General features: G+C 70.8%; 12 protein-coding genes. 1 reads left to right on the forward strand and 11 read right to left on the reverse strand.

Features of this window, described 5'->3' with window-relative positions; genetic code table 11:
- The first annotated feature begins 203 nt into the window (after nt 1-203).
- Nucleotides 204-1,538 carry a sigma 54-interacting transcriptional regulator gene (locus NUG21_RS12045; protein ID WP_263390972.1) on the forward strand — a complete coding sequence of 445 codons (1,335 nt, stop codon included), beginning with the start codon at nt 204-206 and terminating at the stop codon, nt 1,536-1,538.
- Nucleotides 1,539-1,639: 101 nt separating this feature from the next.
- Here NUG21_RS12045 and NUG21_RS12050 read toward each other — a convergent pair whose 3' ends face one another.
- The 11 genes from NUG21_RS12050 to NUG21_RS12100 are packed head-to-tail and all read right to left on the reverse strand — an operon-like array spanning nt 1,640 to nt 13,437.
- The gene (locus NUG21_RS12050) at nt 1,640-2,419 is read right to left on the reverse strand and encodes a TIGR04290 family methyltransferase (RefSeq protein ID WP_019797293.1); all 780 of its coding nucleotides are present in this window, start codon (nt 2,417-2,419) and stop codon (nt 1,640-1,642) included.
- A gap of 36 nt (nt 2,420-2,455) precedes the next feature.
- A complete protein-coding gene (locus NUG21_RS12055; protein WP_019797294.1) occupies nt 2,456-2,728 on the reverse strand; it encodes a hypothetical protein in 273 nt (90 codons plus the stop codon).
- Nucleotides 2,715-3,833 carry a CgeB family protein gene (locus NUG21_RS12060; protein WP_263390973.1) on the reverse strand — a complete coding sequence of 373 codons (1,119 nt, stop codon included), beginning with the start codon at nt 3,831-3,833 and terminating at the stop codon, nt 2,715-2,717. Before NUG21_RS12060 ends, NUG21_RS12055 begins: the two co-directional genes overlap by 14 nt.
- Nucleotides 3,833-4,924, reverse strand: a complete 1,092-nt coding sequence (locus tag NUG21_RS12065; RefSeq protein WP_263390974.1) for a CgeB family protein — start codon at nt 4,922-4,924, stop codon at nt 3,833-3,835. The genes NUG21_RS12060 and NUG21_RS12065 overlap by 1 nt, the downstream gene beginning before the upstream one ends.
- Nucleotides 4,917-6,050 (reverse strand): CgeB family protein, encoded by a 1,134-nt coding sequence (locus NUG21_RS12070; RefSeq protein WP_263390975.1) that lies wholly within the window; start codon nt 6,048-6,050, stop codon nt 4,917-4,919. The genes NUG21_RS12065 and NUG21_RS12070 overlap by 8 nt, the downstream gene beginning before the upstream one ends.
- The gene (locus tag NUG21_RS12075) at nt 6,047-7,210 is read right to left on the reverse strand and encodes a glycosyltransferase family 4 protein (protein WP_263390976.1); all 1,164 of its coding nucleotides are present in this window, start codon (nt 7,208-7,210) and stop codon (nt 6,047-6,049) included. Before NUG21_RS12075 ends, NUG21_RS12070 begins: the two co-directional genes overlap by 4 nt.
- Nucleotides 7,200-8,213, reverse strand: a complete 1,014-nt coding sequence (locus NUG21_RS12080; RefSeq protein WP_263390977.1) for a Gfo/Idh/MocA family protein — start codon at nt 8,211-8,213, stop codon at nt 7,200-7,202. The genes NUG21_RS12075 and NUG21_RS12080 overlap by 11 nt, the downstream gene beginning before the upstream one ends.
- Nucleotides 8,210-9,172, reverse strand: a complete 963-nt coding sequence (locus NUG21_RS12085) for an MDR/zinc-dependent alcohol dehydrogenase-like family protein (RefSeq protein WP_263390978.1) — start codon at nt 9,170-9,172, stop codon at nt 8,210-8,212. Before NUG21_RS12085 ends, NUG21_RS12080 begins: the two co-directional genes overlap by 4 nt.
- Nucleotides 9,169-11,289 (reverse strand): NAD-dependent epimerase/dehydratase family protein, encoded by a 2,121-nt coding sequence (locus NUG21_RS12090; protein WP_263390979.1) that lies wholly within the window; start codon nt 11,287-11,289, stop codon nt 9,169-9,171. The genes NUG21_RS12085 and NUG21_RS12090 overlap by 4 nt, the downstream gene beginning before the upstream one ends.
- Nucleotides 11,286-12,443, reverse strand: coding sequence for an NAD-dependent epimerase/dehydratase family protein (locus NUG21_RS12095; protein WP_263390980.1), 1,158 nt, complete (start codon nt 12,441-12,443; stop codon nt 11,286-11,288). The genes NUG21_RS12090 and NUG21_RS12095 overlap by 4 nt, the downstream gene beginning before the upstream one ends.
- Complete coding sequence (locus NUG21_RS12100; RefSeq protein ID WP_184502450.1) at nt 12,430-13,437, reverse strand: UDP-glucuronic acid decarboxylase family protein; 1,008 nt, start codon at nt 13,435-13,437, stop codon at nt 12,430-12,432. The genes NUG21_RS12095 and NUG21_RS12100 overlap by 14 nt, the downstream gene beginning before the upstream one ends.
- Nucleotides 13,438-13,627 lie beyond the last annotated feature (190 nt).

The following is a 13,627-nucleotide window of genomic DNA, read 5'->3' on the forward strand; positions in this document are numbered from 1 at the left end:
AATGTGCCAAAGAACGCGAGTCAAACGCGGCATGCCGCACACATTGCACGCGCATGCGCGCGGGATGCCGCGGCGCTCGACGACATTGCTGAAGCACCCCGGATCTGCTTCAGCATGATGAGGACACGTCTTAGCCTGTTTTCGCCTTGCGCTCACACACGCGGAGGACGATGGAATGACCTGATCCGCAGAGTGCAATCCGCATGACAAAACCCCTGCTGGCGATCGTGGAAGGCAATACCGCGTTGTCGGACCACGTGTCCACCTTCTCCCTGCGCCGCGGCCTGGCGTTGACCCGACTGCCCTCGATCGCACACGCCCGGCATTGGTTGCAACAACAACGCATCGATCTGCTGCTGCTCGATGGCGATGCCGAGCGCGTGGCGGCAATGGAGCTGATCAACAGCATGGCCGGCCGCGCCGATGCGCGCATCGTGCTGCTGGCCACCGAGGCGCAGATGCCGAAGTGGCGCGGCTTGGCCGGCGACAGCGTCGAATTGCTGCAGGCCTCCCTGCCGTGGCCGCAGATCGATGCCGAACTTGAGCAGGTCCTGCACCGGCTGCCACCACGGCGCGGCAAGGCCCGCTTCGGCCTGGTCGGCGAGTGCGCGGCGATCGCTCGCGTGCAGTCCGACATCGCCCGCGTCGCACCGCTGGACATCTCGGTGTTGATTGCCGGCGAAACCGGCACCGGCAAGGAACTGCTGGCCAAGGCGATCCACGATGCCAGCGGCCGCAGCGGGCGCCTGGTGGCGGTGAATTGCGGCGCGATTCCGCCGGAACTGCTCGCCAGCCAGCTGTTCGGTCACGAGCGCGGCAGCTTCACCGGCGCCAACCAGCGCCATGCCGGCTATTTCGAACAGGCGCAGGGCGGCACCCTGTTCCTGGACGAGATCGGCGAGATGGCGCCGGAACTGCAGGTGTACCTGCTGCGCTGTCTGGAAACCGGTGCGATCACCCGGGTCGGCAGCGATGCGGAGGTCAAGCTGGACGTGCGCATCGTCGCCGCCACCCACCGCGACCTGCTCGGCAGCGCCAGCACCCTGCGCCGCGACCTGTACTACCGGCTGTCGCACTACGTCATCGAACTGCCGCCGCTGCGCGAGCGCGGCGACGACGTGCACCTGATCGCCGATGCGTTGCTCGACACGCTCAACCGGCGTTACGGCACGCGCAAGCAGTTCGACGCCTTCTCGCGCACGGTGCTGGCCCAGCATCGTTGGCCGGGCAATGTGCGCGAACTGTCCAGTGCGGTGGCACGCAGCTACTACCGTGCCGATGGCGATGCGGTGACGGTCGAACCCCTGCTGCAGGGCGAGGCGGCGTCGCCGGCGCGCGAGACGCATGGCCAGTACGCAACGACGGGCGACGAGGTCACCTTCCGCGTGGGCACGCCGCTGAAGCAGATCGAGCAGGAGATGTTGGCGCGCACCCTGCACGTCAACGGCGGCGACAAGTCCGCGGCCGCGCGCAGCCTGGGCATCAGCGTGCGCACGATCTACAACCTGATGTCGCGCAGCGATCGCGATTTCCGCTGAATCGCCGGCGCATCGCGGCACGGCGGCCGCATCCAGAACGCTGGCGCCTCGCGGCTGAAGCCGCCCCTACAGCACGCTGCCCGACGTCAACCCGGCAGGCACTACGGAAGACCGCAGGCCGCGCGCAACTCGTCCTCGATCGGCGCCACCTGCCCCGGCGGCCGCGATTGCGGCCTGCACAGGTAGGTTTCCTCGGCGATGCGCGCGTCCACCGCAAATCCGGCACTGCGCAGCATGGCCTCCACGCCGGCGTGGTTCGGTGCCCACCAGTTGGTCGGGTCGTCCGCCAGGCGGTGCTCGATGAAGGCCATCTTCGGCCAGCCCGGTTCGCACATGAGGCCGCGATCGAGCAAGCCGATGTCGCGCGGTGCCGGATACACCGCCTCGCCCGGCATGGTCATGGTCTGCAGCACCAGGGCGCGGCGACACAGGCGCCGCACGATGTCCAGCGCCAACAGCGGATGCCGCAGGTGGTACAGCACACCCATCAGCCACACCAGGTCGTACTGCTCGGCTTCGCGCGCCAGATCGTACAGCTGCATCTGCCGGAACCGCACGCGCCGCTCCAGACCGAACTGTTGCGCCGCCCAACGCGCCTGCCGCAGGTAGTGCGGATTCATGTCGATCGCCACCACCTCGGCGCCGCGTCTAGCTAGCTCGAAGCTGTAGAAGCCGGCGTTGCAGCCGATGTCCAGCACCCGCCAGCCCTGCAGATCGGCCGGGATATGTGCGGCCATCTGCCGCCACTTGCAGGCCGGGAAGTCGCCGTACGGATGCGCCGGCAAGGTCTGGCGTCCATCTGGCAGGTGCAGGTTGTGGAACCACGGCCCCAGCGCCTGGATCGGGTCGGCGGGATCGGCGGACGGAACGGCGGAGTGCATGGACAAACCCTCCCGGGAAACGTGGCGTCCCGCGCTTCAGCGGTTGACCAACTTGAAGAAGCGGCTCTGGCTGCCATCGCTGGTCTTCTCCTGGTACAGGAAGGCCAGTTCCTCTTCTTCGAACTTGTCGAAGAAGTCGTCCCAGCTGATCTCCTCCAGCGCCGCATCGTCGCGGAACAGGATGCGCAGCACGCCGGCGTCCTCATCGGCTTCGGTGCCGCGCACGCTGGCTGGGCGGCCGCCGCGGGCCTCGGCCCAGCGGCGGATTTCGTCGTGATCGGTGGTGGTCTTGGCGTCATGCGAGGGCATGGGGAGCGCTCCTGGCGGGGGTGGACGTGGTGGCCGCGTCGGCGACGCGGTCGAGGGCATCGTGCAGGGTCTGCGCGCGATGCGCGGCGGTGTGTTCGGCGAGCACGCGGCGGCGCCCTGCCTCGCCGATCGCCAGGCGCTGCGCCTCGGGCAGGTCGCGGATCCAGCCCAGCACCTCGGACGTGCGCCGCGCGATCAGGATGTCCTTGCCGGGCGCGAACAGCGTCTCCAGCCCGTCCCATGCATCGGAAATGATCGGGGTGGCGCAAGCCGCCGCTTCGAACAGGCGCACGCTCGGCGACCAGCCCGCCAGCACCATGTCGGCGCGGGTCAGATTGAGGGTGAAGCGCTGTTGGTTGTAGAAGGCGCCGTGCTGCGCCGGCGGCAGGTGCTCGCAGCGTTGCACGTTGTCCGGCCAGACCAGATGCGGCGGATACAGGGGGCCGGCGACCACGAAACGGCCCTGCGGCCAAGCCATCGCCGGCTGCAGCAACAGCCGCTCCAGCGGCGGCTGTCGGTCGTCGCTGTAGGTGCCCATGTAGCCCAGGTCGTAGCGGTGCGCCTGCGGCTGCGGTCGGTATTGCTCCGGGTCGAACGCGCAGTACAGCGGCACGGCACGCGGCGCGCCGTAGACGCGTTCCAACCGTTGCAGGGTCGGGCCGCCGGTGAAGGACAGATACAGGTCGTAGTGCAGAATCAGCGCCGGCGACAGGTAGGCGCAGTCGCCGCGTTGCAGCGCCGCCAGGGTCACCGGCGTGTCGATGTCGTAGAAGCCGACCACGCCGCGCGCGGTCTGCTGTACCCACGCGCCCACCGCGATGCCGTCGGGCACGTAGGAGCCCACGATCACCAAATCCGCCGCGGCGATCGCCGCGGCGTGCCGATCCTGCAGTTCCTCGAGGCTGGCATACAGCACCGGCGCGCACGGCAACTGCGCCGGCGGATCCTGGTGCTCGGCGTACCACGGCACGTCGCGCTCCAGGAACACCACGCGGTCGCCACGCGCCTGCAGCGCGGCGATCAGTCCGCGGTAGGTGGTGGCGTGGCCGTTGCCCCACGACGAGCGCAGGCTCAGGCCGAGGATGACGATATCGCGCGCGGCCATCACGCCGCCTCCCGCTGGCGCGCATCCAGCAGGGCTTCCACCTCGCGCGCGCGGTGCGTGTAGGTGTGATCGCGCAGCAGGCGCTGCCGCGCCCGCGCGCCGATCGCCTGCGCCTGTGCGGCATCGATACGCTGCAGATAATCCGCCACCTGCTCGCTGTCGTGCGCGACCAGCACCTCGCGCTGCGGTTCGAGGAACGCCTCGATGCCTTCCCAGGCATCGACGATCAGGCAGGCGCCGGCGCCGGCCGCCTCGAACACCCGGGTCGGCGGCGACCAGCCGAAGCGCGCCATGCTGTCGCGGTTGACGTTGAGCACCATCCGCACGCTGCAGTTGAAGGCATTGTGGTCGCGCGTGGACACGTGGCCGAGCGTGCGCACGTTGTCCGGCAGCGTATCGTCCCAGCCGCTACCGCCGAGCAGGAAGCGCGCCTGCGGCAGGCGCCGCGCCGGCTCGAGGAAGAACTGCCGCACCCGCGCCTCGCGGTCCGGCAGCCGATTGCCGAGAAAGCCCAGATCGGCGGCGAACCCCGCCTGCGCCGGCGCCGGGTGGTGGCTCAGCGGATCCAGCGCGTTGTAGATCGGCACGCACTCGGCTGCGCCCAATGCACGATACGCCGCCACCACGCGCGGCCCGCCGCCGTAGGTCAGCACCAGGTCGTAGCGCGGGATCTGCGCGCGGAACGGATCCTCGGCATCGGCCTGCACGCGCTCCAGCGTGGCCGGTGCGTCCACGTCCCAGAACAGCACCTGGGTGCGCGAGGAGCGCAGTCCCAACACCTCGCGCTCCAGGAATGCATCGAACACGCCGACGCCGCTGGCCTTGACCACCACGTCGGCGCCGCGTGCCTGCTCCAGTGCGCGCGCCGCGTCGGCTTCGGCCGCCCCGGGATAGACGGTGACCTGGGCCCAGTCCGGATCGTCGATGTCGCGGTGCTGCTGGCGCCCGAACGCATCGGGTTCGAAGAAGTGGATGCGGTGGCCACGCTGCGCCAGCGCGTGCAGCAGGCCGCGGTAGTAGGTGGCGGCGCCGTTCCAGTACGAGGACACCAGGCTGGAACCGAAGAAGGCGATGTGCAACGGACTAGGCATGACGGAGGCTCCGTTCGTCGGGAAGCGTGGCGCGCGGGCTGGGCGCGTCGAGTTCGGCGAGCACCGCCAGCAGTTCGTCGACGCGGTGCGCGCAGCTGTGGCGGGTGCGGATGGTATGCAGGCCATGCATGCGCAGCGCCGCGGCCAGTTCGGCGTCGTGCAGCACGTCGTGCAGGTGGCGCTGCATCTGCACGCCGTCGCGCGCCACCAGGTAATCGCGCCCGGGCGTAAACAACTGCTCGACGTCGTCCCACGGCGCACACACCAGCGGGATGCCACAGGCCAGCGCCTCGAACACGCGGATCGTGGGGATGCCGGGCAGCGCGCGCACATACGGCCGCCGCGGCACGTGCACGGTGACCCGGAAATGCGCGAACGCCTGCGGCGCGCGATGGTTGGGCAGCCAGCCGGCATAGTCGATGCCGGCCTCGGCCAGCGCCTGCAAGGCCTGCGGCGGATAGCGCACGCCGTGGATGCGGGCGCGCAGGCGCAGCCGCCGTACCGGCTGGATCAGGAACGCGTCCAGTTCCTGCGCGCGCTCGTCGTCGCCCCAGTTGCCGATCCATAGCAGGTCGCCCTGCTGCGCCTGCCCGAGCTGCGGCTGGAACACGCGCAGATCCGCCGCCTCGTGCCAGGTCCACACGCGCCGGCTCCAGCCATGGCGCAGATACTGCTGGCGCACCGCTTCGCCGAAGGCGAGCACACCGTCGTAGTCGGACAGATCGAACCGCGCCATCTCGTCGGGGGCGCTGACCGAACGGTGGTGGGTGTCGTGGAACAGCACGCGGCACCCGGCAGGCGCCTCGCGGCCGATCCGCGCGATCAGCGCGGGCGCGTTCCATTCGTGCACCAGCACCACGTCGGCGCCGTCCAGCACCTGCGCCAGATCCAGCGTGGCCAGGTCGTAGCGCGTGCTGCGCAGGTGCGGAAAGGCGTCCGCGAACGCCTGCAACGGCGCCTCGCCCTCCTCCGCCTGCAGTTGCGCACGGCTCCAGCTGTCGTGCGGCTCGTACACCGCCAGCGCATGCCCGCGCGCCTGCAGTTCGGCGACGATGCCACGCAGGAAATGCGCGTTGCCGTGGTTCCAGTCCGACACCAGCGAGTGATAGAACAGCACGAATTTCATGCACCGACTCCGATCGAGGAAAGCATGGGGACCGGCGGGCCGGCGCGTCCGGCCGCGCGGGGCGTGCCGCGATGCGCGATCAGCGCCCGATAACGCTGGCGATAGGCCGCGGCCATGGCGGTGGCGGTGTAGCGCCGCGCCTGCGCAACCGCGCGCCGGGCCATGCGCTGCCGCAGCAGCGGATCGCCGATCAGGCGCTGCAACTGCGTCGTCAGCGCCCGTGCGTCGTCCGGCGCGACGTACAGCGCCGCATCGCCCCAGACCTCGCGCAGGCTGGGAATGTCGCCCAGCACCAGGGCGCAGCCGGCCTGCGCCGCTTCCAGCGCCGACAGCCCGAACGGCTCGTAGCGCGCCGGCAGCGCATACACGCTGGCGCGGGCCATCCAGCGGCGCAGACGCGACGGCGGCAGCTGGCCCAGCAGCAACGCCGGCGCGATCGCCGCGGTGCCGCCGTCCGGATGCGCCGCTTGCCCGGCGATGCGCAGCGCCCAGGGCAGCTGCGGCGCCACCGCGGCCAGCGTGCGCAGATTCTTCGCCTCGTCCCACAGCCGCCCTGCCGCCAGCACCAGGGGCCGCTTGGCGCTGGCCGGCACCGGCCGCGACAGCGGCGCGGCGCCATTGGCGATCACGCTGCACGGCACGTCCAGCGGATACTGCGCGCGCAATGCCGCCAGCATCGCCTGGGTCGGCGCGACCACGTGATCGGCCGCCGCCAGACCCGCGGCGACCGTGGCGCGGTAGTGATCCCACTCGGGCGGCAGCGCCTCGCCGCGCACCGCCTGCCACCAGGAGCCGACGCAGGAATGCGCGGTCATCAGCACCGGCGCAGGCCACGCCAGGGCGCCGTGCGCATAGTCGTTCAGATGCACCACATCCGGGCGCACCTGCGCCGCCAGCGCCTGCAGCCAGCGCCCGGCCGAGGACACATCGGCCCAGGGATCGTCCATCCACAGCAGCCGGTAGCCGCTGGCATGCAGGCGCAGCCCCTGGATCGCCGCGGCCTCGCGCCACTGCGCCGGCGTCGGGCTCGCGCCCATCGTCGCCAGTTCCACGCGGTCGCCCTGCGCGGTCAGCACGCGGCACAGGCTCAGCGCGTACTGCCACACGCCGCCGACGGTGTCGGCGGTCATCAGGATCCGCAGCGGGCGCTCAGCGTCCATAGAGCGCATCCACGGTGCGAGCGACCTCGAGCAGGTGCAGCGCCGCCGGGTCGAAGCCGGGGTCGGCGCCCAGGCGCTCGGCCCAGTCCAGCAAGGCGCGGCCGCCCCACGCGTCCGGTGGCGAGGCCAGGCGCTCGCAGCGGGTGCCGTCGAAGCGGTCCACGGTGAAGTCGAAGAACGAGCCGTCGACATTGCGCAGCGCCGCGCCGCCACCGGTGCCGTACACATGCGCCTGGATCACCGCATCGCAGCCGGCCGGCAGGCGCCAGGAGCAGGCCATGCGCACGCTGGCGCCGTTGTCCATGCGCCACTGCGCGCTGGCGTAGTCCTCCACCTGCTGCACCGGGCGGGTCAGTTGCCGGCCTTGCGCGTACAGCGCCGCCTGCAACTCGTGATGGCCGCCGCTGCCGGTCAGCCACATCGCCAGATCCAGCAGATGGATGCCCAGGTCCATCACGCAACCGCCGCCGGAACGGGCGATGTCGTAGAACCAGTCCTTGTCCGGGCCGTAGGCGTTGTGGAACAGCAGGTCGATCGCGAACACCTCGCCCAGTGCGCCCTGCGCGATCTGCTCGCGCAGCGCCCCCATGCCCTTGGCGAAGCGGTAGCTGAAATCCACCGCGAGCAGGCGGTCGTGGCGTTGCGCCAGCGCCAGCACCTGCTCGGCTTCGGCGGCGGTGCGGGTCAGCGGCTTCTGGCAGAACACCGCCAGGCCGCGCTGCAGGGCCGCGGCGGCCTGCGCGGCGTGCGCGCCACTGGGCGTGGCGATGACCACGCCGTCCAGGTCCTCGCGCGCCAGCAGCGCCTCCAGGTCGGGCAGCAGGTCGGCGGCCGGTGCGTCCTGGCGTGCGTCGAGCAGCGCCGTCGCGCTGGCATCGGCGATCGCCACCACCTGGCCCAGTCCGCTGTCGGCCAGGGCGCGCATGCGCGCACGGCCGATCCAGCCGACGCCGAGGAATCCCAGCCGCGGCGCACGCCAACGCGGTTGCGCCCACGCGTTCATGCCAGCACCACGCCTTTGAGGAAGCCCTCGGGGCGCGCCTCCATGTCCGCGAACGCCTGCGGCAGCCGATCCAGCGGATAGCGGTGGGTCAACAGCGGAAACGGATCCAGGCGCCCGTCGGCGACCGCGTCCACCGCCTCCTGCAGGCCACGTCGCGCCACCCGCGGATCGCGCTCGTGCGCGTTGACCACGTCCAGGCCGCGCCAGTTCCACTGCTGCATATCGACCTGGCGCGGGCCATCCTGGTGGTAGCCGGCGATGACCAGGCGCCCGCCTTCACCGCACAGCGCACTGGCGATGTCGAGGGTGACCTGCTCGCCGGCGGCCTCGATCACCCGCAGGCAGCCGCTGCCGCCGGTGAGTTCGTGCACCGCGCCGATCGCCGCGTACCGATCCTCGGTGGCGAGCGTGGCGCTGGCGCCGCACTGGCGCGCGATCTGCAGCGCGTACTCGCGCCGCGACAGCGCGATCACCTGCGCGCCGAGCCCGGTGGCCAACTGGATCAGCAGCGCGCCGATGAAGCCGACGCCGACCACCGCGACGGTATGGCCCGGCTGGATGTCGCTGCGGCGCAGGATGTTCATCGCGCAGGCCAGCGGCTCGCCGGGCAGATCGCGGCCGGACAGCGACGGCGGCAAGCGCACCAGCGCGTCGGGTTCGGCCAGGTCGTACTCGGCATAGGCGCGGCCGGACAGCAGCACGACGCGGTCGCCCGGCGCCCAGTCGCGGACGTCGGCGCCGACCGCGTCGACCTCGCCCCAGCCTTCGTGGCCCGGCGCACCGGGTTCGAACGGATAGGCGAACCATGGCCGGCCGGCCCATACCGGCAGATTGGACGCACACACGCCGCAGCCATGCAGGCGCACCCGCACCTGCTGCGGCGCGGGTTCGGGGCGTGGCTGGCGCTGGGCGACGATGCGGCCCGGGCCTTCGAAGACGGCGGCATGCATGCTGTTCATGCGGCGTGGATCCTCCGTTGCGGTGGGGAAACAGGTGCGGCGCGCTCGGCCTGCGTGTGCAGCCAGCGGTGCAGCCGCGTGATGCCGGCATCGGCGCCGACGCGAGGCGACCAGCCGGTGGCCGCGGCGAAGGCGCGGGTGTCGGAGACGTAGTAGCGCTGGTCGCCGACCCGCGGCGCGGCATGCGCCAGTTCCAGGCGATGGCCGACCAGGACCTCGATCCGCCGCAGCACCTCGCGCAGGCTGGCGGCATTGGCCGGCCCGCCGCCCATGTTGAACGCCCGCCCGGACAGCCGCGGCATCTGCGCCTGGCACTGCAGGAACGCCTCCACCAGGTCGTCGACGAACAGCAGGTCGCGGACCTGGCGGCCATCGCCGTACACGGTGATCGGCTGCTGCTGCAACGCGCGGATCAGGAAGTGCGCGACCCAGCCCTGGTCCTCGTTGCCGCACTGGTGCGGGCCATAGATGCAGCTCATCCGCAGCACCACCGCCTGCAGGCCGAAGCTGCGCGCATAATCCAGCACATACTGGTCGGCACCGCCCTTGGAGCAGCCGTAGGGGCTGTGGAAATCCAGCGCGCGGCGCTCGTCGATGCCGCGCGCGCGCAGCAGCGGATCGCTGGGCTGGTAGCGCTGCGCGTCGGCTTCCAGCGGCACGTCGTCGAGCGCGCCATACACCTTGTTGGTGGAAGTGAACAGCAGCGGCGGCGGCCGCCGCGCGCAGCGGATCGCATCGAGCACGTTGAAGGTGCCGCGCAGGTTGACCTCGAAGTCGTGCGACGGATCCTCCAGGCTGGAGGTCACCGCCACCTGCGCGGCCAGGTGGAACACCTGCGCCGCCTGCGCCACCGCATCGCCGAGCAGGTGCCGGTCGCGCACGTCGCCCACCTCCACGTGCAGGCGTTCGGCGGGATAGTGGCGACGCAGCCATTGCAGGTTGTGCTCCACGCCGGGCCGCGACAGGTTGTCGTAGACGATGACCCGGCGCCCGCTGTCGAGCAGGCGCGCGGCCAGGTTGGTGCCGATGAAACCGGCGCCACCGGTGATCAGCACTGCATCGTCGCGCGGACGTGACAGCGCACGCACCGGCGCGCGGCCAGCTGCGCTGGGTGACGCGGCGAGCGGCTCCGCAGCGACCTCCGGGCGCGGCGCGCGCGACAGGTTGGCGCCGTGCTCGTGGTGCAGCGACGCCAATGCCTCGATACCGTCGTAGCCCTGCTCGGCCCACAGCCGGTACAGCAGCTTGGCGCGGCCGCGCTCGTCGCGCAGGCCGAAGTGATAGTGGCGCTCGTCCTCGTGGAAACCGTCCTGGTGGCTGATGCTGCCGTGCAGGTCGCGCGCGGCGTACCAGTACAGCCGCTCCACCGGCGCATCCAGCGTCTCGCGCAACTGCCGCACCTGCTCGATCTCGTCGTGGCGCCAGGTCGAGTAACCGGTCTCGCTGAGCCAGACCTGCGGCTGCAACCCGTGCGCGGCGAGCACCGCGCGCACCTCGCCGAGGACGTCCGCCCAGGGCCGGCGACGGAAATCCCAGGTGCCGGGGAACCCATGCACGCCGACCGCATCGATATGCGCCAGCGCACCGCGCCGCGCCATCAGCGCCAGCCAGTTGGGATCGGTCGGGCACATGCCGCCCAGCAGGGTCTTCTTGCCCAACCGGTGCGCCCAGTGCGCGGCCTGGCCAATCATCTCGGCGAAGCGCTGCCAGTCGTGGTCCAGGTGCCAGTCCCAGTCGTTGAGGTTGTTCGGCTCGTTCCACAGCTCGATCCACTCGAAGCCGTCGCCGAAGCGCCCCACCACCTGGTCGATGAAATCGGCGAAGGCCTTGCTGTCGCGCGGCGGCGACGCGGTGCGCGGCTCCAGCCCCAGCGATGGCGGGGTGTAGCAGAAGCACGGCAGCACCTCGCAGTGCGCGCTGAGCAGCGGCATCAGCCAGGCATACCAGCGCTCGCCCTCGGCGGTGTGCCAGTCGGCCCAGGAAAACTGGGTGCGCAGCCGGCGCACGCCGAGCTCGCGCATGTCGCGCAACAGCGCATGCACGGCGTCCTCGTCGCCGATCCGCAACCATTCGATCAGGCCGATCTCGGCCAGCCGTTCGCGTGCCTGCGCGCTCATCCCTGCAACCCCCGCCGTGCCAGCTCGGCATTGGCCGCTTCGATGCCATCGGCGGCGGTCTGCTCGCGCAGCCACGTCACCAGCTCGCCCAGCCCCTGCTGCAACTCCACCTGCGGCGTATAGCCGATGCGTTCGCGGGCCAGGGAGATGTCGGCGAAGCAGTGCCGGATGTCGCCCACCCGGTAGTTGCCGGACACCTGCGGCGGCAGGTCGTCGATGCCCATGGCCGCGGCGATGCGCTGCGCCACCTCGTTGATGCTGATCGCCTGGCCGCTGCCGATGTTCAACGCCAGGCCCGCGGCGGAGTCGCTTTCGTAGGCCAGGCGGCAGGCACGGGCGACGTCGCTGACATGCACGAAATCGCGGCGTTGCGCGCCGTCCTCGAAGATCACCGGCGGTTTGCGGTTGAGCAGCCGCGCCGCGAAGATCGCCAGCACCCCGGTGTAGGGATTGGACAGCGCCTGGCGCGTGCCGTAGATGTTGAAGAAGCGCAACGCGGTGGTCGGGATCGCATAGGCCTGGCCGACGATCAGGCACAGGCGCTCTTGGTCCAGCTTGGACAGCGCGTACACCGACGAGGGTTCCGCCGGCTTGCCCTCGTCGGTCGGCACCGGCTGCAGCGGGCGCCCGTCCACGCTCGGCTCCCACTGCGCACGGCGCAGCTGCGCCAGCGGCCGTTCGCGCACCGGCACGCGTGTGCCGTCGGCATCGACGTAGGCGCCTTCGCCGTAGACGCTCATGCTCGACGCCACCACCAGCCGCTGCACCGGCCGCTCCACCAAGGCTTCCAGCAGCACCGCGGTGCCGAGGTTGTTGGTGTGGGTGTAGTGGGCGATCTGGTACATGCTCTGGCCCACGCCGACCGCGGCGGCGAGATGGAACACGCCGTCCACGTCCTGCAGCGCATCGCGCACCGTCGCCGGATCGCAGACGTCGCCGACGATCAGTTCCACCTGCGCGGACAGATAATCGGGCCGCGTGGCATTGGCGCCGTGCACCTGCGCGCACAGGTTGTCGAGCACCCGCACCCGGTAGCCCTGCGCCAGCAACTCGTCGGCCAGGTGCGAGCCGACGAAGCCGGCGCCGCCGGTGATCAGCACGCGCTTGCCGGCGTGCGGACGGCCCGTGCCGCCCCTGAGTTCATGCACAGTCACGTTGCACCTCCAGTTCCGGGATGTCGTGCAGATGCGCCTGGAACCAGGCGATGGTGCGGCGCAGGCCGTCGTCCAGCGCCACCCGTGGCTCCCAGCCGAGTTCGCGCCGCGCCAGGCCGATGTCCGGGCAGCGCCGGGTCGGGTCGTCCTTGGGCATCGGCCGGCGCACGATGCGCGAGGACGAGCCGGTCAGCGCCAGGATCCGCTGCGCCAGCTCGGCCACGGTGATCTCGTGCGGATTGCCGAGGTTGACCGGGCCGGTGAAGCCACGCGGGCCGCGCATCAGTTGCACGATGCCCTCGACCAGATCGGAGACGTAGCAGAACGAACGGGTCTGGCTGCCGTCGCCGTACAGGGTCAGCGGCTGCTCGCGCAGCGCCTGCACGATCAGGTTGGAGACCACGCGTCCGTCGTCGTTGCGCATGCGCGGGCCGTAGGTATTGAAGATCCGGCCGACCTTGATGTCGGTGGCGTAGAGCCGGTGGTAATCGAAGAACGCCGCTTCGGCGCAGCGCTTGCCCTCGTCGTAACAGGCGCGCGGCCCGATCGGGCTGACCGCACCGCGATAGTCCTCGCGTTGCGGATGCACCTCCGGCTCGCCGTAGACCTCGCTGGTGGAGGCCTGGAAGATGGTCGCGCCGTTGCTGCGCGCCACCTCCAACAGGTTGATCGCGCCTTCCAGGCAGGTCTGCAAGGTATGCAGCGGACGCGCCTGGTAATGCACCGGCGAAGCGCAGCAGGCCAGGTTGAACACCCAGTCGACCTTGGCCTGGTACGGCTGCACCACGTCGTGGGCCACGAAACGGAAGCGCGGCTGTCCCAGCAGGTGCGCGAGATTGTCCAGCGAGCCGGTCAACAGGTTGTCCAGCACGGTGACGTCGTAGCCGTCCTCGAGCAGGCGCTCGCACAGATGCGCACCGACGAAGCCGGCGCCGCCGGCGACCAGCGCGCGCGGTGGCGCTTGGGTGGTAGGGGAAGCAATTGCGCCATCCATCATCGACTCCTCGCAGAGGCCGGGCGTCATCGCCTGGCGTGGGAGAGGTCAGCGCAAATGGCGTGCCAAGTGCGCGCGGTACGGGCAGCGCGCATGCCGATGCGGCGTCCTGTCAGGGTTTGGGCGCGAATCGTGTCTGCCGCGGCGCACGCACCTTGGCTGCACTCGTGTGGAGGGCGTGCACGCCGCT

Source organism: Xanthomonas sp. CFBP 8445, assembly GCF_025666235.1.
Lineage (GTDB): Bacteria > Pseudomonadota > Gammaproteobacteria > Xanthomonadales > Xanthomonadaceae > Xanthomonas_A > Xanthomonas_A indica.